At 63.7% G+C, this 20847-nt stretch carries 17 protein-coding genes and 1 pseudogene; 6 read left to right on the top strand and 12 right to left on the bottom strand.

Annotated elements, in window-relative coordinates; genetic code table 11:
* Positions 1 to 64 precede the first annotated feature (64 nt).
* Positions 65 to 289: an aa3-type cytochrome c oxidase subunit IV gene (locus AU465_RS18695; RefSeq protein WP_192250953.1), complete on the bottom strand. Its 225-nt coding sequence runs from the start codon at positions 287 to 289 to the stop codon at positions 65 to 67.
* 205 nt (positions 290 to 494) lie between these two features.
* Between AU465_RS18695 and AU465_RS18690 the strand changes: the two genes are divergently transcribed.
* Positions 495 to 1352 carry an alpha/beta fold hydrolase gene (locus tag AU465_RS18690; RefSeq protein WP_312891287.1) on the top strand — a complete coding sequence of 286 codons (858 nt, stop codon included), beginning with the start codon at positions 495 to 497 and terminating at the stop codon, positions 1350 to 1352.
* Positions 1353 to 1360: 8 nt separating this feature from the next.
* On the opposite strand, the gene AU465_RS18685 is transcribed toward AU465_RS18690, so the two are convergent.
* The 6 genes from AU465_RS18685 to AU465_RS18660 form a co-directional block, all read right to left on the bottom strand.
* Entirely contained in the window at positions 1361 to 1510 is a 150-nt protein-coding gene (locus tag AU465_RS18685; RefSeq protein WP_192250952.1) for a DUF3096 domain-containing protein, read from the bottom strand.
* Between the two features lie 142 nt (positions 1511 to 1652).
* Positions 1653 to 2414, bottom strand: coding sequence for an N-acyl amino acid synthase FeeM domain-containing protein (locus tag AU465_RS18680; protein ID WP_192250947.1), 762 nt, complete (start codon positions 2412 to 2414; stop codon positions 1653 to 1655).
* Positions 2415 to 2828: 414 nt separating this feature from the next.
* Positions 2829 to 5144: a putative bifunctional diguanylate cyclase/phosphodiesterase gene (locus AU465_RS18675; RefSeq protein WP_192250945.1), complete on the bottom strand. Its 2316-nt coding sequence runs from the start codon at positions 5142 to 5144 to the stop codon at positions 2829 to 2831.
* Positions 5145 to 5300: 156 nt separating this feature from the next.
* A complete protein-coding gene (locus tag AU465_RS18670; RefSeq protein WP_192250942.1) occupies positions 5301 to 8774 on the bottom strand; it encodes an indolepyruvate ferredoxin oxidoreductase family protein in 3474 nt (1157 codons plus the stop codon).
* Positions 8775 to 9027: 253 nt separating this feature from the next.
* Positions 9028 to 9555, bottom strand: a complete 528-nt coding sequence (locus AU465_RS18665) for a hypothetical protein (protein ID WP_192250939.1) — start codon at positions 9553 to 9555, stop codon at positions 9028 to 9030.
* The gene (locus AU465_RS18660) at positions 9548 to 10156 is read right to left on the bottom strand and encodes a CGNR zinc finger domain-containing protein (RefSeq protein ID WP_192250936.1); all 609 of its coding nucleotides are present in this window, start codon (positions 10154 to 10156) and stop codon (positions 9548 to 9550) included. The genes AU465_RS18665 and AU465_RS18660 overlap by 8 nt, the downstream gene beginning before the upstream one ends.
* Positions 10157 to 10250: 94 nt before the next feature.
* Between AU465_RS18660 and AU465_RS18655 the strand changes: the two genes are divergently transcribed.
* From AU465_RS18655 to AU465_RS18640, 4 genes are all read left to right on the top strand, one after another.
* Positions 10251 to 11156 (top strand): branched-chain amino acid ABC transporter permease, encoded by a 906-nt coding sequence (locus AU465_RS18655; protein ID WP_192250933.1) that lies wholly within the window; start codon positions 10251 to 10253, stop codon positions 11154 to 11156.
* Between the two features lie 175 nt (positions 11157 to 11331).
* A complete protein-coding gene (locus tag AU465_RS18650) occupies positions 11332 to 11937 on the top strand; it encodes a TRAP transporter small permease subunit (protein WP_192250930.1) in 606 nt (201 codons plus the stop codon).
* Positions 11934 to 13730: a TRAP transporter large permease gene (locus AU465_RS18645; RefSeq protein WP_192250927.1), complete on the top strand. Its 1797-nt coding sequence runs from the start codon at positions 11934 to 11936 to the stop codon at positions 13728 to 13730. Before AU465_RS18650 ends, AU465_RS18645 begins: the two co-directional genes overlap by 4 nt.
* 12 nt (positions 13731 to 13742) lie before the next feature.
* Positions 13743 to 14771: a zinc-dependent alcohol dehydrogenase family protein gene (locus tag AU465_RS18640; RefSeq protein WP_192250924.1), complete on the top strand. Its 1029-nt coding sequence runs from the start codon at positions 13743 to 13745 to the stop codon at positions 14769 to 14771.
* Between the two features lie 310 nt (positions 14772 to 15081).
* Here AU465_RS18640 and AU465_RS18635 read toward each other — a convergent pair whose 3' ends face one another.
* Positions 15082 to 16191 (bottom strand): TRAP transporter substrate-binding protein, encoded by a 1110-nt coding sequence (locus AU465_RS18635; RefSeq protein WP_192250921.1) that lies wholly within the window; start codon positions 16189 to 16191, stop codon positions 15082 to 15084.
* Between the two features lie 245 nt (positions 16192 to 16436).
* On the opposite strand from AU465_RS18635, the gene AU465_RS18630 reads away from it, so the two are divergent.
* A complete protein-coding gene (locus AU465_RS18630) occupies positions 16437 to 17210 on the top strand; it encodes a gamma-glutamyl-gamma-aminobutyrate hydrolase family protein (protein ID WP_192250919.1) in 774 nt (257 codons plus the stop codon).
* A 15-nt stretch (positions 17211 to 17225) separates the two neighbouring features.
* Here AU465_RS18630 and AU465_RS37835 read toward each other — a convergent pair.
* The 4 genes and pseudogenes from AU465_RS37835 to AU465_RS18610 form a co-directional block, all read right to left on the bottom strand.
* Positions 17226 to 17606, bottom strand: a pseudogene (locus AU465_RS37835) (hypothetical protein).
* Between the two features lie 176 nt (positions 17607 to 17782).
* Entirely contained in the window at positions 17783 to 18766 is a 984-nt protein-coding gene (locus AU465_RS18620; protein WP_192250916.1) for a 2-hydroxyacid dehydrogenase, read from the bottom strand.
* Entirely contained in the window at positions 18763 to 19785 is a 1023-nt protein-coding gene (locus AU465_RS18615) for a LacI family DNA-binding transcriptional regulator (RefSeq protein WP_052459475.1), read from the bottom strand. Before AU465_RS18615 ends, AU465_RS18620 begins: the two co-directional genes overlap by 4 nt.
* A 67-nt stretch (positions 19786 to 19852) precedes the next feature.
* Positions 19853 to 20737, bottom strand: coding sequence for a DMT family transporter (locus AU465_RS18610; protein ID WP_192250913.1), 885 nt, complete (start codon positions 20735 to 20737; stop codon positions 19853 to 19855).
* Positions 20738 to 20847 lie beyond the last annotated feature (110 nt).

The following is a 20847-nucleotide window of genomic DNA, read 5'->3' as shown; positions in this document are numbered from 1 at the left end:
CCTTGCTGCGCAAGGCGTCGGCCGGGACCTCCGGCAGGACGTCGAACGCAATGGCTTGGAAAGTCTACCGCAGAATGAAATAGCCGACGGCCATGATCACGATGAACAGGATAGTCGCCGAGAAGAAGCCGCCTGCGAAGAAGCCAAAGGCCATGGCCAGCAGGATCGCGGCGCAGACGAGCGAGCCGTATTTGGCGAGCGAGAGGAACGCCCTGTAGGTGCGATCATGCTCGGCATAGTCCATCTGCGCACCCAGTTCGACAGGACCGGTCGGCGTGTGATCAGCCATAGGAATACCCCTTCGAAAATGCCTTCGAGGCACATAGCGAAAAGCCGGACCAAGAGCAATGGCGCTATTGCCGCACGGCCGGCGACAACAGCCTCAAATGAAAGTTGAAGGCCGGTGGCCGTTGCAGACCATGGTTGGCGCCGCCGATCCCTTCAAGACGTCTGAACGTGCGATGATAATTTCGCGCTTTCCGGCTAAACGTGACGTGACTAAGCTTGCCTGCACCAACGACTGGGCAATCACCCGCATGATGTCGCCGACAGAGAGACTTGACTGGGAAGGCACCAGCATCGCCTGGGGTTCGGCCGGCTCCGGTCCTCCGATCGTGCTCGTGCATGGAACGCCATTTTCCTCGCATGTCTGGCATTGCATTGCCCCCGAACTGGGGCGCGAGCACACGCTCTATTTCTACGACCTTCCGGGGTATGGCCAGTCCGAGAAACGCGAGGGGCAGGATGTTTCGCTGGGCATCCAGAACAAGGCGCTGGCGGCGATGCTGGCGTTCTGGCAGCTCGATCGACCGAACATCATCGCCCATGACTTCGGAGGCGCCACCGCCTTGCGAGCGCATCTGATTGACGGTTGCGATTATGAAAGACTGCTGTTGATCGATCCGGTGGCGGTGCGGCCGTGGGGCTCACCCTTTGTCCAGCATGTCAGGCGGCATGAATTCGCCTTTGCCGGCGTACCGGACTACATCCAGGTAGCGATCCTGAAGGCGTATATTGCAGGCGCGGCAGCCAAACCTTTGTCCGACGACGAACTGCAGCCGTACATCGCACCATGGACCGGTTCGGATGGCCAGGCGGCTTTCTATCGGCAGATCGCGCAGATGGATCAGCGTTTCACCGACGAGGTCGAACCGCTCTATCGCGAATTCCGCTGCCCGGTAGCTTTGCTGTGGGGAGAAGAAGATCGCTGGATCTTGCCGCGGAGCGGCGAGAAGCTTGCGGCCATGCTGCCGGATTGCACCTTGACGCTGGTTCCGGGCTCCGGTCACCTCATGCAGGAGGATGCACCGGAGGCGATTGTCGCTGCCGCGCTGCGCTTTTTCGCCAGCTGAGAGTTCTTTCAGCTGGCGAGGTGCGGAAACAGGCCGAGAATGCCGACGACGATCAAGTAGAGCGCGACGATGTAGTTGAGCAGGCGCGGCATCACCAGGATCAATATGCCGGCGATCAGCGAGATCAGCGGCGTGAGCGCAAGCGAGTGGATGGTCATGACCGTATCCTTCCCATGAACAACGCGATATGAGCTGGCGAAACGCCTGCTGGGCAAGAATGCGGCGTCGCCCGATCGCGACGCCGCTACTCGTAACGCGGGAATCGCAAGAAAGGTCCATGATGCGCGGAAGGACGCCCTTTCAGGCGGCGTCGCGGTAGTATTTCGCCGTCGGTACGATGGACAGGGGGGTCAGCCGATTGATGGCCGGATTGGCGAACATCATCCGCTGTTCCACCGGCGTCGACTTGAAGAACGGGAACCGCTCGAGCGTCTGGCGCAGATTTTCGCCGCAGGGGATTTCGAACAAAGCGATCGGCGCAAGAACGCCTGGAAAGACCTTGCCCTCGGTCCGCTGCACGGCATGGAATATGCGGGCATAGTAAGCGGCATGCTCGACCTTGACCGGCGTGAGCACCGCGGTCTGGCCAAAGTAACAGGAGGCCACCATGCCGAGCCTGAGCGTCAGGAACGGCAGAACCCCCGGCGCGGGCGCGCCGTCCGCATCGGTTGCGAAGCGGGTTCCGTCGATGAAGCTCTCTCCCCGGGCAAGCCGTTCGGCCAAAATCTCCGGATAGGCGTCGACGGAAGGCGAATAGGGGTGCTCGCGGGAGATGTAGTGGAGCCGCAGGGTGCTGACCAAGTGGCCATCGAAATAGACGCCGAAGCGATAGGAATTCGGCAGATTGTCCCAGCGATCCTCGAACATCCCGCTGGCGATCGGACCGCACATGCCCGAGCGCAGGTAGGACTGATAGCGGAGGCGGTAGATCGCCTCCAGATCCTCGCCCCCCGTGATGAGACGATAATCGACATGCTCCAGCAATTGCATGATCGAACGGTTCAGCGCCGACCCAGCGTTTGCGCCGGCGCCAGCCTGCGCATCGTTTCTCGCAGCATCCATTCTCAAGTCCTCGTATCCGCCTGTGAATAGGCTATTCGAGTTGAAATGGGACACAAGCCGAAAATTCGATACTGCTGATTTACCCTTCGTTAACCTTAATAACCGGCGGAACTCCTCGCCGGTAAAGTTGCGCTGAAAAAGCCGACCGAGCGCCCTGGCCTAAGCTCGCATTCGGGATGAAGAGCGCCGAAAAACTCGGCAATTAGAACTGTTTATGTAACTCATATTCCGATAGAATCACATTTCTATTGAAAATATTTTTTTATACAATTTACCATAGAAAACAGCCTCTCGCTTTGACCGCAATTGTTTCGAAAGATATTGCCAAAGCGCCTTCAAAGCTTGAGCTTCGTGCAAATTGCTTCTCAGCCAAAGCAACGCGCGTTGTCGATCCGGCGAAATTTGCAAATACGGCTACCTGGCCGTCCGCTTGGCCGCGAGGCGCAGGTCCGCGGCGAACGGCCAGGTGACGTTCGACATCGTCTCGATGCCGGACGCGCTCAGCGCGGCGCCGAAGAGGAACCCTTGCACGAGGTCCGGTTTGACCGAACGCACCAATATCTTCAGCTGCTCGAAAGTCTCGACCCCTTCGACGGTGACGACCAGGCCCAGCGTCCGGGTCAAACCGACGATACCCTTCAGAAGGTCGAGCGACTGGGGACTCTGGGTCACGTCGATCAGGAAGGAGCGGTCGATCTTGATCTTGTCGAGCGGCAGCTTGTGCAGGTAGCTGAGGCTGGAATAGCCGGTGCCGAAGTCGTCGAGCGCTATGCGGACGCCCAGGGTCTTCATCTCTTCGATCAACTCGCGGGTCAGCGATTTGTCGTCAAGCAAGGCGGTCTCCGTGACCTCGATTTCGAGCCGGTGCGGCGCAAGGCCTGACGCCGCCAGGGCATCGCGCACCTTCTGCACGACGTCGCGGTTGCGGAAATCCTTGGCCGAGAGGTTGATCGAGACGCTGGTCTGCGCCGGCCATTTGGCGCATTCGGCGCAGGCCGCCTGCAGCACGAAGGCGCTGATCTCGGAGATGATGCCCATCTCCTCGGCCAGCGGAATGAAGATGCTTGGCGAAATCGGACCAAGATCGGGATGATCCCAGCGGCAGAGCGCCTCGCAGCTGGCGATGCGCATGGTGCTCATCGACACGATCGGCTGGTAGACGACGCGCAATTCCCTGGCTTGAACGGCGCTGCGCAGATCGGCCTTCATCAGCTGGCGGTTGCGAAAGGCGGCATCCATCGAAGCCTCGAACAGCCGCCAGCTGTTCTTGCCGAGCTCCTTGGCCTTGTAGAGCGCAAGGTCCGCCTTGACGATCATGGCGTCGACATCGGTGTCCTTGACCCAGGACAATACTGCGCCACCGCTGGCCTGGATGCGCAGGCCGTGGCCGGCGACGTCGACCTCGCCCTGCAGGTCGGCGAAGATCTCGTCGAGCAGGCCGCCGAGATGGCTCTCATCCTCGATGCGGTCGAAATAGATCATGAACTCGTCGCCGCCGAAGCGGCTGACATTGATGCCAGGCCCGGCGACCGCCGCCAGCCGCTCGGCTACGGCATAGATCAATCCGTCGCCGACCGGATGGCCGAGCGTGTCGTTGACGCTCTTGAAATCGTCGAGGTCGAGCACCGCCAGGCCGCAGAGCCGGTCGCGGTCGCCGGAGGCCATGGCCTCGCCGACCAGCTCGTGGAAGTAGGCACGGTTCGGCAGACCGGTGAGGTTGTCGTAGCGCGCCATGAAACGGATCTTTTCCTCCGCCTCAACGCGGGCCGTCACGTCCTCGAAGGTGATGACGCCGAGTTCCTGGCTGCCTTCGCGCGCGGAGAATTCGTAGTGCTGGCCGTTGGCAAGCGACACCAGCACCTTGCGGTCCCGGCCCTCGCGCAGGGCGCGCGTCAGCTGGGCCTCGATGTAGCGGCAATCCTTCGGCGCCAGCATGCCGCCGGCGACGCCGCGCATCAGAAGCCCGTGAATCGAGCGCCCGAGCAGCGCATCGGCCGATTTCAGCGACATCAGATGGGCGGCCTCGGCATTGGCGACGGCGACGCGTCCGTCCGGGCCGAGCATGACCAGGCCATGCGACATGGTGTTGAGCGCGCGGTCGAACCTGCGCGTCAGGTTCCTCGCCTGCTTGTGCCCGATGACCGCCGAGAACAGCACGTTGCGGACATGATCGGCGCCGGTGATGGTGATGAACGTCATCGGGATGATCATCAGGCCGAGGACGACGGAGGGCGCGTCCATGCGCAGCAGGAGCGCAAGCGCCGCCGGACCGATGAAGGTCACGGAAAAAATCCGCACCATGCGCGGAGACCCGTAGTTGCGGGCGACAACCGTGACCAGGGTCGCCAGGGTCAGCGACATCGCCGCCAGCTCGGCGAAGGGATCGGGATAAACATAGATCGACACGAAGCATAGCGCGCCCAATCCGAGACCCTGGAGGCAGCCCTTGAGGATGTAGCTGCGCTCCAATCGCTGCGCGTGTTCGACATCGGCAATCACGCCGCCTGTCTTCAGGAAGCCGCGAATGCCGAAGTAACGGATAAGGCTGACGGAAAGCAGAGCAAAAGAAAACGCCAGGAACAAGGGATTGTGCGTACGCAGATTGATCATGAATCCGAGGATCCAGTAGCACGCACCACCGATCAACAACATGTGCGCGTTGTCGAACAACGACCGCACAAATTGGATATAAACATCCGCAGGGATGCTTTCGGTCTTTGTTTTGCCCATAGGGTCGGCCCAACGCTAAGCCTTGTCATGACACAACCGCCTTAAGAAAGGCTTAGAACAGGAAGCGCTTAAGCAACGGCTTCGGCCCGCCCGCCCGCCAAAGGCGCAAGGGTCGAGGCCGACCTGAAAAAGCTTCGGGCAATCGGTTTGGTGCAATCACTCAGCGGCGCTGAGAATCGGCGCCGGCTCGGCCTGGGTCAGCCGCTGCAGCAGCCTGGAGCGCTCCTCCGCCGCCTTTGCGGCACTGGCTTGCCGGACATGGCCATAGCCGCGGACGAGCGCCGGCACGGAGGCCAGAGCGGCGGCGGCATCGATCCTGCCCGGCGCAAGTGCCGCGGCGATCAGATCGAGATCGGCCTCGTATTGCGCAAGCAGCCGCCGCTCGGCTCGCCGTTCGGCGGTGCGGCCGAACACGTCGAGCGCGGTGCCGCGCAGGCCTTTCATGGCAGCGAGCAGGCGAAATGCCTTCATCATCCACGGGCCGAAGCTCGATTTCCTTGGGCGACCGTCATTGCCGCGCCGCCCGAGGACCGGCGGCGCGAGGTGGAATTCCAGCCTTTCGTAGCTCTGGAACTGCCTTGCGAGGTCGGCGGCGAAGGCGCCATCAGTATAGAGCCGCGCCACCTCATACTCGTCCTTGATCGCCATCAGCTTGAACAGGTTCTTGGCGCCAGCCTCGGTCACGGCCGTCGAGCCGGGAACCGCTCTCGCCTCGGCGGCACGCAGCGCGGCGACCCTGTCGGCATAGCGCCTTCCATAGGCGGCGTTCTGGTAAGCGGTGAGGAAAGCGACGCGCCGGGCGATGATGTCGTCGATCGTTTCGGCGGGTGCCGACGCCGGCTTGCCCGTCTTGCCGACCAAGTTGCGCACGAAATCCGGCTGGTGCGCGGCGCGACGGCCCCAGCGGAAGGCAGCGATGTTCATCGCCACCGCTTCGCCGTTCAATTCGATAGCCTTTTCAACGGCTTCGGCCGAGAGCGGCAGCCCGCCATGCTGGAAGGCGAAGCCGAGCATGAACATGTTGGCGCCGAGCGAATTGCCGAACAGCGCGGTCGCCGTGCGGGTGGCGTCGAAGAAGTGGGCCTTGCCGTCGCCGGCGGCGGCACGGATCGCCTTCTTCAGCCGCTCGACCGGCAGCGAAAAATCGGCCGAGCGGGTGAATTCGCCGGGCATGATTTCGGCGGTGTTGGCGAGAAATATGGTGTGGCCTTCACGCACCGCGGCGAGCACTTTCTTGGCCCCGGAGACGACGAGGTCGCAGCCGAGCACGAGGTCGGCCTTGCCGGCCGAGACGCGGATGGTGTGGATGTCCTCGGGCGTCGCGGCAATGCGGACATGGGTGAAGACCGAGCCGCCCTTTTGGGCAAGACCCGCCATGTCGATCATGCCGCAGCCCTTGCCCTCGAGATGGGCGGCCATGCCGAGCACCGCGCCGATGGTGACGACGCCGGTGCCGCCGACGCCGTCGATGATCGCTGCCCAGCCCTGGTCGCCGAGCGGAAATTCGGCGGGTGACGGCACGCCGTCCAGCGGATCGCTCTTGCCGGCAATACCTTCGGCCTTCCTGATCTTGCCGCCGTGCACCGTCACGAAAGAGGGGCAGAAGCCGTTGAGGCAGGAAAAGTCCTTGTTGCAGCTCGACTGGTCGATCCGGCGCTTGCGGCCGAATTCCGTCTCGACCGGCTGGATCGAAACGCAGTTCGACTGAACGCCGCAATCGCCGCAGCCTTCGCAAACCAGCTCGTTGATGAAGACGCGCTTGTCGGGATCGGGGAAGGTGCCGCGCTTGCGGCGCCGGCGTTTTTCTGCGGCGCAGGTCTGGTCGTAGAGAAGCACCGAGACGCCTTTCACGCCACGCAATTCGCGCTGGACGAGGTCGAGATCATCGCGGTGATGGATGGTGGCGCCGGCCGGGAAATCGGCCTTGCCGGCATATTTATCCGGCTCGTCGGTGACGACCGCGATGCGCTCGACGCCCTCGGCGCGCACCTGCCTGGCGATCATATCCACCGTCAGGCCGCCTTCATGGGGCTGGCCGCCGGTCATGGCGACCGCGTCGTTGTAGAGGATCTTGTAGGTGATGTTGGCGCCGCTCGACAGCGCGAAGCGGATCGCCAGCAGGCCGGAATGGTTGTAGGTGCCGTCGCCGAGATTCTGGAAGATATGATCGCGCCTGGAGAACGGCGCCTGGCCGACCCATTGCGCGCCCTCGCCGCCCATGGCGGTGAAGCCGACGGTGTTCCGGTCCATCCACAGCGCCATGAAGTGGCAGCCGATGCCGGCGGCGGCGAGCGAGCCCTCGGGCACCTTGGTCGAGGAATTGTGCGGGCAGCCCGAGCAGAAGAAGGGCGTGCGCGAGCCGATGTCGACGGTGTCGGCAAGCATCGCCTGGAACTGGCGCAGCTTCGCTACCCGCGCAGCGATCTCCTCCGAGGGGCCGATGGTGCGCAGGATCCGCTCGCCGAGCGCGATCGCGATCTCGTTCGGGTCGAGCGCGCCCTTAGCCGGAAACAGCCAGTCGCCGCGCTCGTCCTTCTTGCCGACGATGGCCGGCTGGATGGCGGAGCCGTAGAGGTTCTCGCGCAACTGCACCTCGATCAGCGATCGCTTCTCCTCGACGACGACGATGGTGTCGAGGCCGCGGGCGAAGTCGGCGATATGCTGATAGTCGAGCGGCCAGGGGCAGCCGACCTTGAACAGGCGGATGCCGATGCGGTTGGCCGCCGCTTCGTCGATGCCTATATCCTCGAGCGCCTGGCGGACGTCGAGATAGCTCTTGCCGATGGTGATGATGCCGAGCTTCGGCTTGCGGCCGCCGGAATAGACGATCCGGTTCAGCCCATTGGCCTGGATGAAGGCTGAAGCCGCGGCGCGCTTATGCTCATGCAGCCGCTCCTCCTGCCCGAGCATGTCGATCTCGTGGCGGATGTTGAGGCCGCCGGGCGGCATGTCGAAGTCCGGAATGACGATGTTCAGCCGCTCGATCGAGGCGTCGACGGAGGCTGTCGATTCGATGTTGTCCTTGACGCATTTGATCGCCGCCCAGGTGCCGGCGAAGCGCGACATGGCAAAGCCATAGAGGCCGTAGTCGATGATCTCCTGCACGCCGGCCGGGTTGAGGATCGGCACCATGGTGTCGACGAACAGGAATTCGGTGGCATGCGCGTTGGTCGAGGATTCGGCCATGTGGTCGTCGCCCATCAGGGCGAGAACGCCGCCATTTCTCGACGAGCCGGCGAGATTGGCGTGGCGGAACACGTCGCCGGAGCGGTCGACGCCCGGCCCCTTGCCATACCAGACGGCAAAGACGCCATCATGCGTGCCTTCGCCGAGCAGTTCGGTCTGCTGCGAACCCCAGCAGGCGGTGGCGGCGAGCTCCTCGTTGAGGCCCGGCTGGAAGACAATGTCGGCCTGGGCAAGCTGCTTCTTCGCCCGCCAAAGCTGCATGTCGAGGCCGCCGAGCGGCGAGCCGCGGTAGCCGGAAACGAAGCCCGCGGTGTTGAGGCCCGAGCGGCGGTCGCGCTCGCGCTGCATAAGGAGCATGCGCACGACGGCCTGCGCCCCGGACAGGAAAACGCGCTCCTTGCCAAGGTCGAACTTGTCGTCGAGCGCGACGTCATGCAGCGTCATCAGGCATTTCCTCTGCGGAGGCACGCCTCGGATCGGGCGGCCAACGTCGGAGTGGGAGGCCGCAGTCTTTCTTCCCTTGCGGGAGAGGTCAAACAAAATCGCAGAGGCCAGGCGGGACGCAACAAACGGTCCGGGTGAACCCACCCAGCGCATTTAAGATGAAGCCAACCGCTTCATGAAGCACGAAAGTTTCGGCAGCCGGCGCTTCCCGGTCGAGCATGATCTTTTCGAACCAAAGGTTTGGGATCGTGCCCTAGACCGCCTTCGAGCAATCAGGCTTGGGCGCATCGGGCAGCTTGCCGTCGGGATGGCCGGCAAGGTCCGGATTGAGCTCATATTTCGGCCCGATCACCAGCGGCCGGTCCGGCAGCATCGTCTGATCCTCCGTCGAGGCCATTGTCGTCTCGAGGCTCTGGAGCAATGTGCCGCTGGAATCCTCGATGCGGATCGTAACGGAATAGGGCTTGTCCTTGACGACGCAGGTGAGCGGCGGGCTGGTAAGCGTGATGTGGGGAAGCTTCGGCCAGATCTTCTGGTTGACGACGAGCGGATCGCCGCCGGCCGGATTCTGGAAATTGACGACCGCAACCTGTCCCTCACCCATCGGCCGCAGCGGCCTCAGCGTGATGACATAGGTGGCGATGCCGAGCCGGTAGTTGAACTCGAACAGCTTGCCGGAAATGGCGAAGAGCTGCTCCTTGCCGGTATCGCGGCAGGCGCCGAGCGCCGTCGCGGCAATCAGGGCCGCGCTAAGGGCGATCGAACGGAATTTGCTAGGCATTGGTGGTCTCCCTGGCCGCCGTGCGGCGGCGATAGTAACGATTCGCTTTCTGGCGGTTGCCGCACACCGCCATGTCGCACCAGAGGCGGCTGGAGTTGCGGCTGCGGTCGACGAAGAGCCAGCTGCAGTTCGGACAGATCCTGAGCCTGGCAACGGTGTCATCCCGCAGCAGTGAAAGCGCCGAGACGGCCAAAGCCGCCTCGAAGGCGATCGGTGTCGACGGATCGCCAAAGGGCCTGCCCGGCGCGCCGATTTCGGTGCTGCTGCCGGAGAGCCCGTCGGCGCAGGCCGTCAGGAAATCCGGCAGATGGCCGGCGGCGATCGCGCCTTTCGCTATGGCATGGCGGAACAGGCGGTCGGTCGCCTCGCGGATCGACAGCACAACCGGGGCGATGCCGTCCGGTTCCGGCGCCTCCAGCCGCCGGCCGCCGAGTTCGGCGGCGCGAAAGCCGCTTGCCGCCTCGGCAAAGCGGGCGATCTCGGCCGGATCATCGAAGCGGTCGAAGGTCTTTTCCGGATCGTTGCGAAGCACGACCGTGTTCGCCGTGTCGAGCGCCAGGATGCCGCCGGTGAAGCGGTGCGGGGTCCAGGATACCGTCATGCCAGAAATCTAACCGATAAAACGGATTTGACAAGTTAGATTCCGAGTGCAACGGTTCCAACGGGGCCAGGTCGCACAGCCCCAGAGATGCTTGATGCTCTATTTCTACCAGCAGGTGCTGAACGGGCTGCATTCGGGCGCGCTCTATGCGCTGCTCGCCTTCGGCTATGTATTGACCAACGGCATCCTGCATCGCACCAACCTTGCCTATGGGGCCCTGTTTGCCTTTTGCGGCCACACCATGATCCTGACCGCCGCCTTCGGCTACCAGGCGCTGTGGCTGACGCTGTTCGCCTCGGTCGCGCTCGGCATCGTTGCCGCCCTGCTCTACGCGGTGCTGATCAGCCAGGTGCTGTCGCGCAGCGTGTTCGAACGGCTTGCCGCCCGGTCGCCCAATGCCATCGTGGTGACGACGCTCGGCATCCTGCTGTTCCTGTCGGAAGCAAGCCGCATCGCCGCCGATACCCATGATCTCTGGATGCCGCCGATGCTCGCCCAACCCGTCATCTTCGCCCAGGACACCGGCTTCAAGGTGACGCTCACCGTCATCCAGTTGCTGGACTGCGCAGCCGTGATAGCGGGGGTGGCGCTGGCCGCCTGGCTGTTTTCGCATTCGCGCTTCGGCCGCGCCTGGCGGGCTGTATCCGACGATCCGAAAGCGGCTGCGATGTGCGGCATCGACGTTCGCGCCGTGTTCCGCCGCGCGGTGCTCTGCAGCGGCTTCTGCGCGGCTTCTGCCGGCGTGCTCGCCGGCCTCTATTACGGCAACATCAGCTTCGGCACCGGCCTCGTCTATGGCCTCAAGATCCTGTTCGTGACGGCTGTCGGCGGCTATATGTCGCCGCTGAGGGCGGCCCTTGGCGCCGCTGCCTTCGGCATGGCCGAATCGCTATGGGCCGGCTATTTCCCGATCGAATGGCGCGATGGCTGGATCTATCTCTTCCTCGTCGCCATGCTGGTGCTGATCGGGGCCGGCCGCGACCAGGCCAAGGTGGCCTGAACCCGTCAGACTTTGGTTGCATGACGTTCGGTGAACCGGCAGGTTTCCACCGGCGCCATCGTTTGGCGCGCCTTGTCGTGTTGACCTGTCAGACCACGCACTGCATACCGTTGGGCCAAGCGGCGCGCCACCGGATGGGGGAATCGGGCACGCGGCATGACCAGGGAGGAAATGCATGACAGTGCTGCTCGCTCTATCCAGGACGATCGACCGCATCAACGAGTTCATCGGCCGTTGGGTCTCGTGGGCGATCCTGCTTGCGATCCTGGTGAGCGCCGTCAATGCCGTCATCCGCAAGGTGTTCGACATCTCGTCCAACGCCTGGCTGGAGCTGCAGTGGTACCTTTTCGGTGCCGCCTTCATGCTGGCTGCCGCCTACACGCTGAAGCAGAACGACCATATCCGCATCGACATCGTCTACGGCATTTTTTCCCGCCGCGTACAGCACTGGATCGACCTCCTCGGCCATCTGCTCTTCCTGATGCCGTTCGCGGTCTTGATGGTGATCTACTTCGTGCCTTACGTGTCGCTGTCCTTCCACAGCGGCGAGATGTCGACCAATGCCGGCGGCCTGATCGTCTGGCCGGCGAAGGCTATCCTGCTCGTCGGTTTCTTCCTGTTGGCGCTGCAGGGCGTTTCCGAGATCATCAAGAAGGTCGCCATCATGCGCGGCGACATGGAGGATCCCAATCCCTTCATCTCGGCGCATGAGCAGGCCGAGCTCGAGGCCAAGGCGCTTGCCGAGGAAGCCAAGGCGTTGGCCGGCGAGGTGCGCTCATGATCGAGTTCATCGCGCAGAACATGGCTCCGATCATGTTCGCCTCGCTGATCATCTTCCTTTTGATCGGCTACCCCGTCGCCTTCTCGCTCGCGGCAAACGGGCTGTTGTTCTTCTTCATCGGCGTGCTCTTGTCGCCCTATTCGGGCGGATCGATCAACCTCGCCTGGCCGCTGCTGCATGCGCTGCCGGACAATTTCTACGGCACCAGGGTGATGTCGAACGACACGCTGCTGGCCATTCCGTTCTTCACTTTCATGGGCATCGTGCTGGAACGGTCCGGCATGGCCGAGGACCTGCTCGACACGGTCGGGCAGCTCTTCGGCCCGATCCGCGGCGGGCTCGCCTATGCGGTGATCTTCGTCGGCGCGCTGCTTGCCGCGACGACCGGCGTGGTGGCGGCTTCAGTCATCGCCATGGGGCTGATCTCGCTGCCGATCATGCTGCGCTACGGCTACGACCGGCGCCTCGCCTCGGGCGTGATCGCGGCTTCCGGCACGCTGGCCCAGATCATCCCGCCCTCGCTGGTGCTGATCGTGCTGGCCGACCAGCTCGGCCGCTCGGTCGGCGACATGTATGCGGGCGCCCTGATCCCCGGACTCGTGCTGACCGGCATCTACATGCTCTACATCCTGATCATGTCGATCGTCCGGCCGAACGCAATGCCCGCATTGCCGCTCGAAGCCCGCACGCTCGGCCACGGCGTCATCTCGTTGATCGTAGCGCTGCTGGTGGCCGGCGCGATCTCCTATGCCGCCTATCGCTACCTCGTGCCGACGCATGGCGACAATGCGGACATCCTCGGCGCCGCCGTCGGCGTGATCGTCATCTACATCGTGGCGATCGCCGACCAGCGGCTCGGAATCCACATGATGTCCAAGCTGGCGCAGCAGGTGGTGATCGTGCTCATCCCGCCGCTGGCGCTGATCTTCCTGGTGCTCGGCACCATCTTCCTCGGCATCGCCACCCCGACCGAGGGTGGCGCCATGGGCTCGGTCGGCGCTTTGACTATGGCGGCTGCGAAGGGACGGCTGTCGCTGGATGTGATCAAGCAGGCGCTGGCCTCGACGACGCGGCTCTCCTCCTTCGTGCTGTTCATCCTGATCGGCGCGCGCGTCTTCTCGCTCACCTTCTACGGCGTCAATGGCCATATCTGGGTCGAGCATCTCCTGACCTCGCTGCCCGGCGGCGAGACCGGCTTCCTGATCGGCGTCAACATCCTCGTCTTCGTGCTCGCCTTCTTCCTCGATTTCTTCGAGCTCGCCTTCATCATCGTGCCGCTGCTGGCGCCCGCCGCCGACAAGCTCGGCATCGACCTGATCTGGTTCGGCGTGCTGCTCGGCGTCAACATGCAGACCAGCTTCATGCATCCGCCTTTCGGCTTCGCGCTGTTCTATCTGCGTTCGGTCGCCGCGCGCGTGCCCTATCTCGACCGGCTCACCGGCAAGCAGATCGCGCCGGTCACCACCGGCCAGATCTATTGGGGCGCGGTGCCGTTCGTCTGCATCCAGGTGATCATGATCGGGCTCACCATCGCCTTCCCGCAGATGGTGATGCGCTACAAGGGCGCCGCCGTCGAACCAAGCACCATCGACATCAAGCTGCCGGAGATGCCGGGATTGGCGCCGCTCGGCACGCCGCCGACCGACAATGGCGCGGCGCCCGCCAACGGCGGCGCCGCACCGGCCGCGCCCGGCACGCCGGACCTGTCGCAGCCGCCGAATTTCGGCGACACTGCGCCTGCCAAGCCGGCGGCGCCGGCGCCCGACCTTTCGAAGCCGCCGAGTTTCAATTGAGGTGACCGCATCATGAGAGCAGTCCGGCTGGAAGCAATCGGCAGCATCGCGCTTCTCGAGGTCGACAGGCCTCTGCCGGGGCCGGAGGATGTTCTGGTGCGGATCGAAGCTTGCGGCGTCTGCGGCACCGACAGGCACCTGTTCCACGGCGAGTTTCCGTCAAAGCCGCCGGTGACCCTCGGCCACGAATTCTGCGGCATCGTCGAGGCGGCCGGAGAGGCCGTCGCCGCTATAGCCGTCGGCGACCGCGTCACCGGCGATCCCAACGTTTCCTGCGGGCGCTGCAGCCAGTGCCGCGCAGGCCGCGTCAATCTGTGCAGCAATCTCAGGGCCATCGGCATCCACCGGGATGGCGGCTTCGCCGATTATGTCGTGATGCCGCAAAGCCAGGCCTTCCTCCTGCCCGCCGACCTCAAGCCGACGCATGGCGCCTTCTGCGAGCCGCTGGCCTGCTGCCTGCACGGCGTCGACCTCGCCGCCATCAGGCCCGGCGCCGCGGTCGTGGTGCTCGGCGGCGGCGTCATCGGCCTGCTCACGGTGCAATTGGCGAAGCTCGCGGGTGCCGCGACCATCATCCTTTCGACCAGACAGGCCTCGCGCCGCGCGCTTGCCGAGGAACTCGGCGCGACCGCAACGGTCGATCCAAGCGCCGGCGATCCCATCGAGGCCATAGCCGGAAAATCCGGGCTGGTGCCGGGCGGCGTCGACGTGGTGCTCGAATGCGCCGGGGTTCGCGACACGGTCGAGCAGTCAGTGCGGCTGGCCAGGGCCGGCGGCACGGTCATCATCGTCGGCGTCGTCCCGCAAGGGATGAAAGTGGCCGTCGAGCCTTTCGACCTGCTGTTCCGCGAGTTGAAGGTGCTGGGTTCCTTCCTCAATCCGTTCACGCATGGCCGCGCGGCCCAGTTGATTGCCTCGGGCGCGATCGAGATCGACAAGCTGATATCGAAAGAAGTGAGCCTCGAAGAGGCGCCGCAGGTGATCTCGAACCCCGCCGCTCCGGGCGAGGTCAAGGTGCTGGTGGTGCCGGGCCGGGGCTGATCTGCCCTGAAAGGCGCCTAAGTTCGCTTCCCAACCACGCGCCGGCGCCGCCCCTCACCTGCCTGCCGGCATCCTCTCCCCGTATAGTGACGAGGAGAGGGGCGCTGTCATCGGCGGTTTCGCCAATCGCCGGCGTTGCAGGAAATGCGCGGAGGCTGCGGACATCCCTTTCTCCCCGTCACTATACGGGGAGAAGATCCCGGCGGGGGATGAGGGGCAGCGCAAACCTCGGCGATTTTGCGTCTCCGCCACCGGCAAAGAAAACCCCGGGCGAAGGATCCCGGGGTTCCTGCAAGAAGAGTCGAAGTGCCTACAGCTTGCCGTTGCGCTGCTGCACCATCATGAAGGTGTCGTAGTTGTACTCGGCGACCTGAGCCCAGAGATAGTGCTCCTTGCGGAAGCCCTTGATCGAGTCCCAGATCTTCTTGAACGGCGCGTTGTTGGCCTCCATTTCGGCATAGACCTCGTTGGCCTTTTCGAAGCAGGCGGCCATGATTTCCTGGCTGAATGGCGCCAGCTTGGCGCCACCCGCCACCAGCCGCTTCACCGCCGCCGGATTGAGGTAGTCGTATTTCTGCAGCATGTTGGCGTCTGCTGCTTGGGCAGCGGTATGCACCAGCGACTTGTAGGCCGGCGAAAGCTCCTCGTACTTGGCCTTGTTGAACATCAGATGCACGGTCGGGCCGCCTTCCCACCAGCCGGGATAATAGTAGTAGGGCGCGACCTTGTAGAAGCCGAGCTTCTCGTCGTCATAAGGGCCGACCCATTCGGCGGCGTCGATCGTGCCCTTTTCCAGCGCAGGGTAGATGTCGCCGCCGGCGATCTGCTGCGGCACGACGCCGAGCTTCTGCACCACCTTGCCGGCAAAGCCGCCGATGCGCATCTTGAGACCGGAAAGATCGGCGACGGTGTTGATCTGCTTGCGGAACCAGCCGCCCATCTGCACGCCGGTGTTGCCGCCCGGCAGGCCGAACAAGCCTTGCGTGGCCAGGAACTCGTTGAACAGGTCGATACCGCCGCCGTGGTAATGCCAGGCATTCATGCCGCGCGCATTGAGCGAGAACGGCACCGCGGCGCCCAGCGCCCAGGTCGGGTCCTTGCCCCAATAATAGTATGCGACCGTGTGGCAGGCCTCGACGGTGCCGGCGGCGGTGGCGTCGGCCGCCTGCAGGCCGGGAACCAACTCGCCCGACGCAAAGACCTGGACCTGGAAATTGCCGTCGGTGGCTTCCGACAGCATCTTTGAAAAGACTTCCGCGCCGCCATAGATCGTGTCGAGCGATTTCGGGAAGGACGATGCCAGCCGCCACGTCACTTTCGGATTGGACTGGGCTATCGCCGGCGTGGCAAGCGCGGTGGCCGCCGCCGCGACGCCGACACCGGACGCACCGGCCTTGCGGATGAATGAACGACGATCCATGCAGTTTCCTCCCGTTTCGGATCAACAGACCGACGTTCGGACATCCTCGCTGCCCTGGTCGGCTGCGCGAAACAATACACGGGCAAGATGTCGAGTCCAGCATCGCGGGCAACGTGCAACTATAGTCTAACGCCAACCGCCCTGGCCCATCCGGAGAGACGAAACTTGCCATGGCAAAGTGCCATCGGATCGCCTATTTTGTAGGCAGAATAATTCGTTAGCCCTCAATGGAACCCGTATCCAAAATGCAGCAGCCGCTCGTTGCCGTCTCGACCGATGTCCGCCAGTTCGACAACTACACCTGGCATGCCGCGCCGCAGCAATATATCGAGGCGGCGATCGTCGGCGCTGGTGTGTTCCCGCTGCTGGTGCCATCCTTCGGCGACCGACTGGATTTCGTTGAGCTGCTGTCCTCGGTCGACGGCGTCATGGTCACGGGGTCGAAATCCAATGTGCATCCATCGCTCTACGGCGGTGATCCCAGCGAGGCCAACGGCCCCTACGATCCGGCGCGCGATGGCACCACCCTGCCGCTGATCCGCAAGGCGATCGAGCGCGGCGTGCCGCTGCTCGCCATCTGCCGCGGCATCCAGGAACTCAACGTGGCGCTGGGCGGCACGCTGGGCACCGAGATTCAGGAGCGCGAGGGCTTGCTCGATCACCGCGCGCCTGTGAGCGACAATCAGGACGAGCGCTTCGGCATCCACCAGACGATTTCGATCAAGCCCGGGAGCTGCCTTGCCGGCGTGTTCGGCGCCGGCGACATCAAGGTCAATTCGCTGCATCGCCAGGCGATCGATCGGCTCGGATCGAAACTGCAGGTCGAGGCAGTCGCCACCGACGGCACGATCGAAGCCGTCTCCGTCAAGGATTCGCGTGCCTTCGCGGTCGGCGTTCAGTGGCACCCGGAATATTGGGTGAAGTCGGACAGCAACTCGGCGAAGATCTTCCGCGCCTTCGGCGATGCCGTGCGCCTGCATGCGGCAGCAAAGGTCGGCGCACGCGCCGCGGCGGAGTAAGCCGGCCGGCAATCGTTATTCGTTGTTGTTCAAGGCCAGCAGCGGCGCAACCGGCGCGTAGGATTCGTAGCCGTCGCCATCGGCGACGCTGAAAGTGACGATCGGGTCGATGCCGTTCTCGCTGAAGACGACCGTGCCGTCGGCCTGCTCGCGTCAGAACTTTGCGCGCTCGATGCCGGGCATCAGCTTGCGGCAGTCCGAAGCGACGGTGAGCTGCGACAGACCGTTCGACACCTCGGCGCCGCGCCTGACAGCGCAGGCCGCTTCGTCGCCATTGGCCGTCAGCCGATAGCTGTTGGATGGTGTGGCCTCGCTGGCGATGCTTTCGCCGCGGCCGCCGTGAAAGAGCTGGACGCCACCGGCCAACGCGGTAACCGCCATAAACATGGAAAGCATCCTCACGCCGTTTCTCCGTACCTTCGAAACGCGCGGCTGCGCTTCGGACTTTGCCCCCATGCACAAAGCCTGAACCACACGCGGCTTCGGTTCATGCATAACGAAGTATACATAGTGATTCCAAAGCGTTAAGCGCGCGTTAAGCGTTAACGTTAATAAGTGCGGCAGTCGCTCGGTCAGCTTCTCGGCTTGACCTGCGCGGTTTCCGGCACCGGGGTCAGCGGCCGGCGCTCGCCGAACCAGGAGACGAGATTGTCGACGCACAGATCCGCCATGGCCCGGCGGGTATGGTCCGACGCCGAGCCGACATGCGGCAGAAGCGAGGTGTTGGGCGCGTCGAGCAGCGCCTTGGGCACATTCGGTTCGTCGGCAAAGACATCGAGCCCGGCGGCGGCGATCGTGCCATTCTCGAGGGCGGCGGCGAGAGCCGCCTCATCCACCGTGCTGCCACGGCCGATATTGACGAAGACGCCGTTCGGGCCGAGCGCCGACAGGATTTCCGCATTGATGGCCTTTTCCGTCGCGGCACCGCCGGGGGCTATACAAATCAGCGTATCGACCGCTTCGGCGAGACCCTTCAGCGTGGCATGATATTCGTAGGAAAGGCCTTCGACCTTGCGACGGTTGTGATAGACGATCGGCAGGCCGAAGGCCTCGAGGCGATGGGCAACGGCAAGGCCGATGCGGCCCATGCCGAAGATACCGATGCGGCGGCCGCGCAAAGTGAGCCGGCTCAGACGGTAATTGCCCTTCTTCACCCAGTCGCCGTCGCGCAGCCATTTCTCGGCGCTGTAGAGCTCTCGCACGGTGTTGATCAACAGGCCGATCGTGGTGTCGGCGACCTCTTCGGTCAGCACGTCCGGTGTGTTGGTGACCATGACGCCGCGCGTGGCCGCGTGGCGGGCATCGACCGAATCATAGCCGACGCCGAAATTGGCGATGATTTCGAGATTGGGCAGCGCGTCGATCAAGGCTGCATCGATGCCGCCGAAGGAGGCGATGCCGCGTACGGCTTGCCGCATCTCGCCGGTGACGAGGGACGGATCGGCGCGCTCGATCCGCACGCGCTTGAACGCCTTGTCGATCCTGCCGATCGCATGGTCGTTGAAATGCCCCGGCACCAGAATGGCGACCGGGAAATTTGCTTCGGCTTTTGTCATTGACGCTCCACCGGCTTGCCGGTGGACTGGCGCACGTGCAGCTCCGGCTTGATCAGTTCCTGCGAGGGTCGCACGGCCTGCCCGTTCAGCTTGTCGAGCAGCGCGCTGGCCGCGCGGCGGCCGACCTCGCGCTGGCCATTCCAGACCGTTGTCAATGCCGGCGTTGCTATCGCAGCCTCCTCCAGGTCGTCGTAACCGGTGACGGAGATATCGACGCCCGGCACCAAGCCGGCGCGCGCGATGCCGTTCATCAGCCCGATCGCAACCAGATCATTCCAGCAGCAGGCGGCGGTCGGCTTGTCTTTCAGCGCCAAAAACTGTCCTGCGGCCTCGAAACCGGCCTGCTTGGTGCGCGGCCCGGGAATGCGCCAGGACGGCTTCACCTCCAGCCCGGCCGCCTCCATGGCGTTGAGATAGCCCTGATAGCGGTCGCGGCCGGTGGACGTCTGGTCGGTGCCGCCGATCATGGCGATGCGTTTGTGACCGAGCGAGATCAGGTGGTTGGTGGCAAGCGCCGTGCCATAGGCGTCGTCGCCGCGGAACACCGGCACGTCGGCTCCGGCAACCGTGCGCGCGATCAAGACCGCCGGCAGACCGTTTTCCTCGGCCATGATGATGTCCTCGGCCGGCGTGCCGATGGCCGGCGACATGATGACGCCGTCGGCGCCGAGCTGCAGCAGCGTGTCGATGAAGGTGCGCTGCTTCTCCAGCTGATCGTAATGATTGGACAGGATGAAGGTCTGGCGACTGCGGTCGAGCTCGCTTTCGATCGAGCGCAGGATCTCGGCGAAGAACGGGTTCATGATGTCGTGCACGACGACGCCGACGATGCCGGAGCGCGAGGTGCGCAGCGAAGCCGCACGGCGATTATAGATATAGCCGATGGCGCGGGCGTGTTCCTTGATGCGCTCGCGCGTCGAGCCCGCCACCAGCGGACTGTCGCGCAACGCCAGCGATACCGTTGCCGTGGATACGCCGAGCGCGTCCGCGATCGTCGAAAGCTTGATCTTCTGTGCCAGTGCCCTTCGCTCCCCAGGGTCTTTAAAATTTTTAAATGCGGCCTTATGCCATCGGTTTTGGAGCAAATCAAAGTTTTTTAGCGAGTGTTTCGGCTTCCGTGTCCAACGAGGCGGAGTTGCGCAGGCGAAGCCTGTGCTCGCGGTGGATGATGTAGAGGCCGCTGGCGACGATGATGGCAGCACCCAGCAGCGTCCAGCGATCGGGAAGCTGATGGAAAATCAGCCAGCCGGAAATGATCATCCACACCATCTGCGAATACGGATAGGGCGCCAGCGCCGTCGTCGTCGCCAGGCGATAGGCCTGGACCAGCAGCCAATGGCCGCCGGCGCCGAACACACCCAGCATCAGCAGGATCACCCAGTGCCAGCCGTCCTGCGGCAGCGCATGCGAGAACGGCAGCATCGGCACAAGCAGCACCGCGGGCGCCAGAGCAGAAAACAATATCAGGCTCTCCGACGTTTCGCTGGCGGACATGCGCCGGGTCATGATGACGTAAAAGGAGTTCGACAGCATCGAGCCGAGCGCGAAGAGATGGCCGATGCCGAAGACGCCGACACCGGGCCGGGTGATAATCAAAACGCCAACGAAACCGGTGAGGATCGCCAGCCAGCGCCGCCAGCCGGCCCATTCGCCAAGCAGCGGACCGGCCAGTGCCGTGATCACCATCGGGCCGAAGAAATAGATCGAGGTGGTTTCGGCGAGCTGGAGCGTGCGCAGCGCCAGGATGTTGAACATGGTCGAACCGAAAAGGAGGCATCCGCGCAGGATGTGTGCCGGCAGGTTGTTGGCGCGGAAGCGCGACGGCTCGCGCCAGCCGCGCAGAAAGACGCCGACCAGCAGGACATGGACGGTGAAACGGACCCAGGCGACGATCAGCGCCGAGACGCCGGCAAGCACCAGATATTTGCTCGAGGTGTCGAGAAAGGTGAAGCAGACATAGACGCAAAGCATCAACAGCATCGCCGCGGGCGGCGTTGCGCTGTCGTCTTGGGTTCGGGAAACGGACAAATTCAGGCCGGAAGGAAGCGAAGGCGGACACCCCACCTTTGCGGCAATCAAAG

This window comes from Mesorhizobium silamurunense (assembly GCF_014843905.1).
Lineage (GTDB): Bacteria > Pseudomonadota > Alphaproteobacteria > Rhizobiales > Rhizobiaceae > Mesorhizobium > Mesorhizobium silamurunense.
This window is presented reverse-complemented; position numbering and strand designations above follow the sequence as displayed.

Bases quoted from the DNA above. Each gene is read 5' to 3' on its own strand.
- AU465_RS18695 (WP_192250953.1), bottom strand. From the start codon at position 289: ATGGCTGATCACACGCCGACCGGTCCTGTCGAACTGGGTGCGCAGATG.
- AU465_RS18685 (WP_192250952.1), bottom strand. From the start codon at position 1,510: ATGACCATCCACTCGCTTGCGCTCACGCCGCTGATCTCGCTGATCGCC.
- AU465_RS18680 (WP_192250947.1), bottom strand. From the start codon at position 2,414: ATGGATGCTGCGAGAAACGATGCGCAGGCTGGCGCCGGCGCAAACGCT.
- AU465_RS18675 (WP_192250945.1), bottom strand. From the start codon at position 5,144: ATGGGCAAAACAAAGACCGAAAGCATCCCTGCGGATGTTTATATCCAA.
- AU465_RS18670 (WP_192250942.1), bottom strand. From the start codon at position 8,774: ATGACGCTGCATGACGTCGCGCTCGACGACAAGTTCGACCTTGGCAAG.
- AU465_RS18665 (WP_192250939.1), bottom strand. From the start codon at position 9,555: ATGCCTAGCAAATTCCGTTCGATCGCCCTTAGCGCGGCCCTGATTGCC.
- AU465_RS18660 (WP_192250936.1), bottom strand. From the start codon at position 10,156: ATGACGGTATCCTGGACCCCGCACCGCTTCACCGGCGGCATCCTGGCG.
- AU465_RS18655 (WP_192250933.1), top strand. From the start codon at position 10,251: ATGCTCTATTTCTACCAGCAGGTGCTGAACGGGCTGCATTCGGGCGCG.
- AU465_RS18650 (WP_192250930.1), top strand. From the start codon at position 11,332: ATGACAGTGCTGCTCGCTCTATCCAGGACGATCGACCGCATCAACGAG.
- AU465_RS18645 (WP_192250927.1), top strand. From the start codon at position 11,934: ATGATCGAGTTCATCGCGCAGAACATGGCTCCGATCATGTTCGCCTCG.
- AU465_RS18640 (WP_192250924.1), top strand. From the start codon at position 13,743: ATGAGAGCAGTCCGGCTGGAAGCAATCGGCAGCATCGCGCTTCTCGAG.
- AU465_RS18635 (WP_192250921.1), bottom strand. From the start codon at position 16,191: ATGGATCGTCGTTCATTCATCCGCAAGGCCGGTGCGTCCGGTGTCGGC.
- AU465_RS18630 (WP_192250919.1), top strand. From the start codon at position 16,437: ATGCAGCAGCCGCTCGTTGCCGTCTCGACCGATGTCCGCCAGTTCGAC.
- AU465_RS18620 (WP_192250916.1), bottom strand. From the start codon at position 18,766: ATGACAAAAGCCGAAGCAAATTTCCCGGTCGCCATTCTGGTGCCGGGG.
- AU465_RS18610 (WP_192250913.1), bottom strand. From the start codon at position 20,737: ATGCTTTGCGTCTATGTCTGCTTCACCTTTCTCGACACCTCGAGCAAA.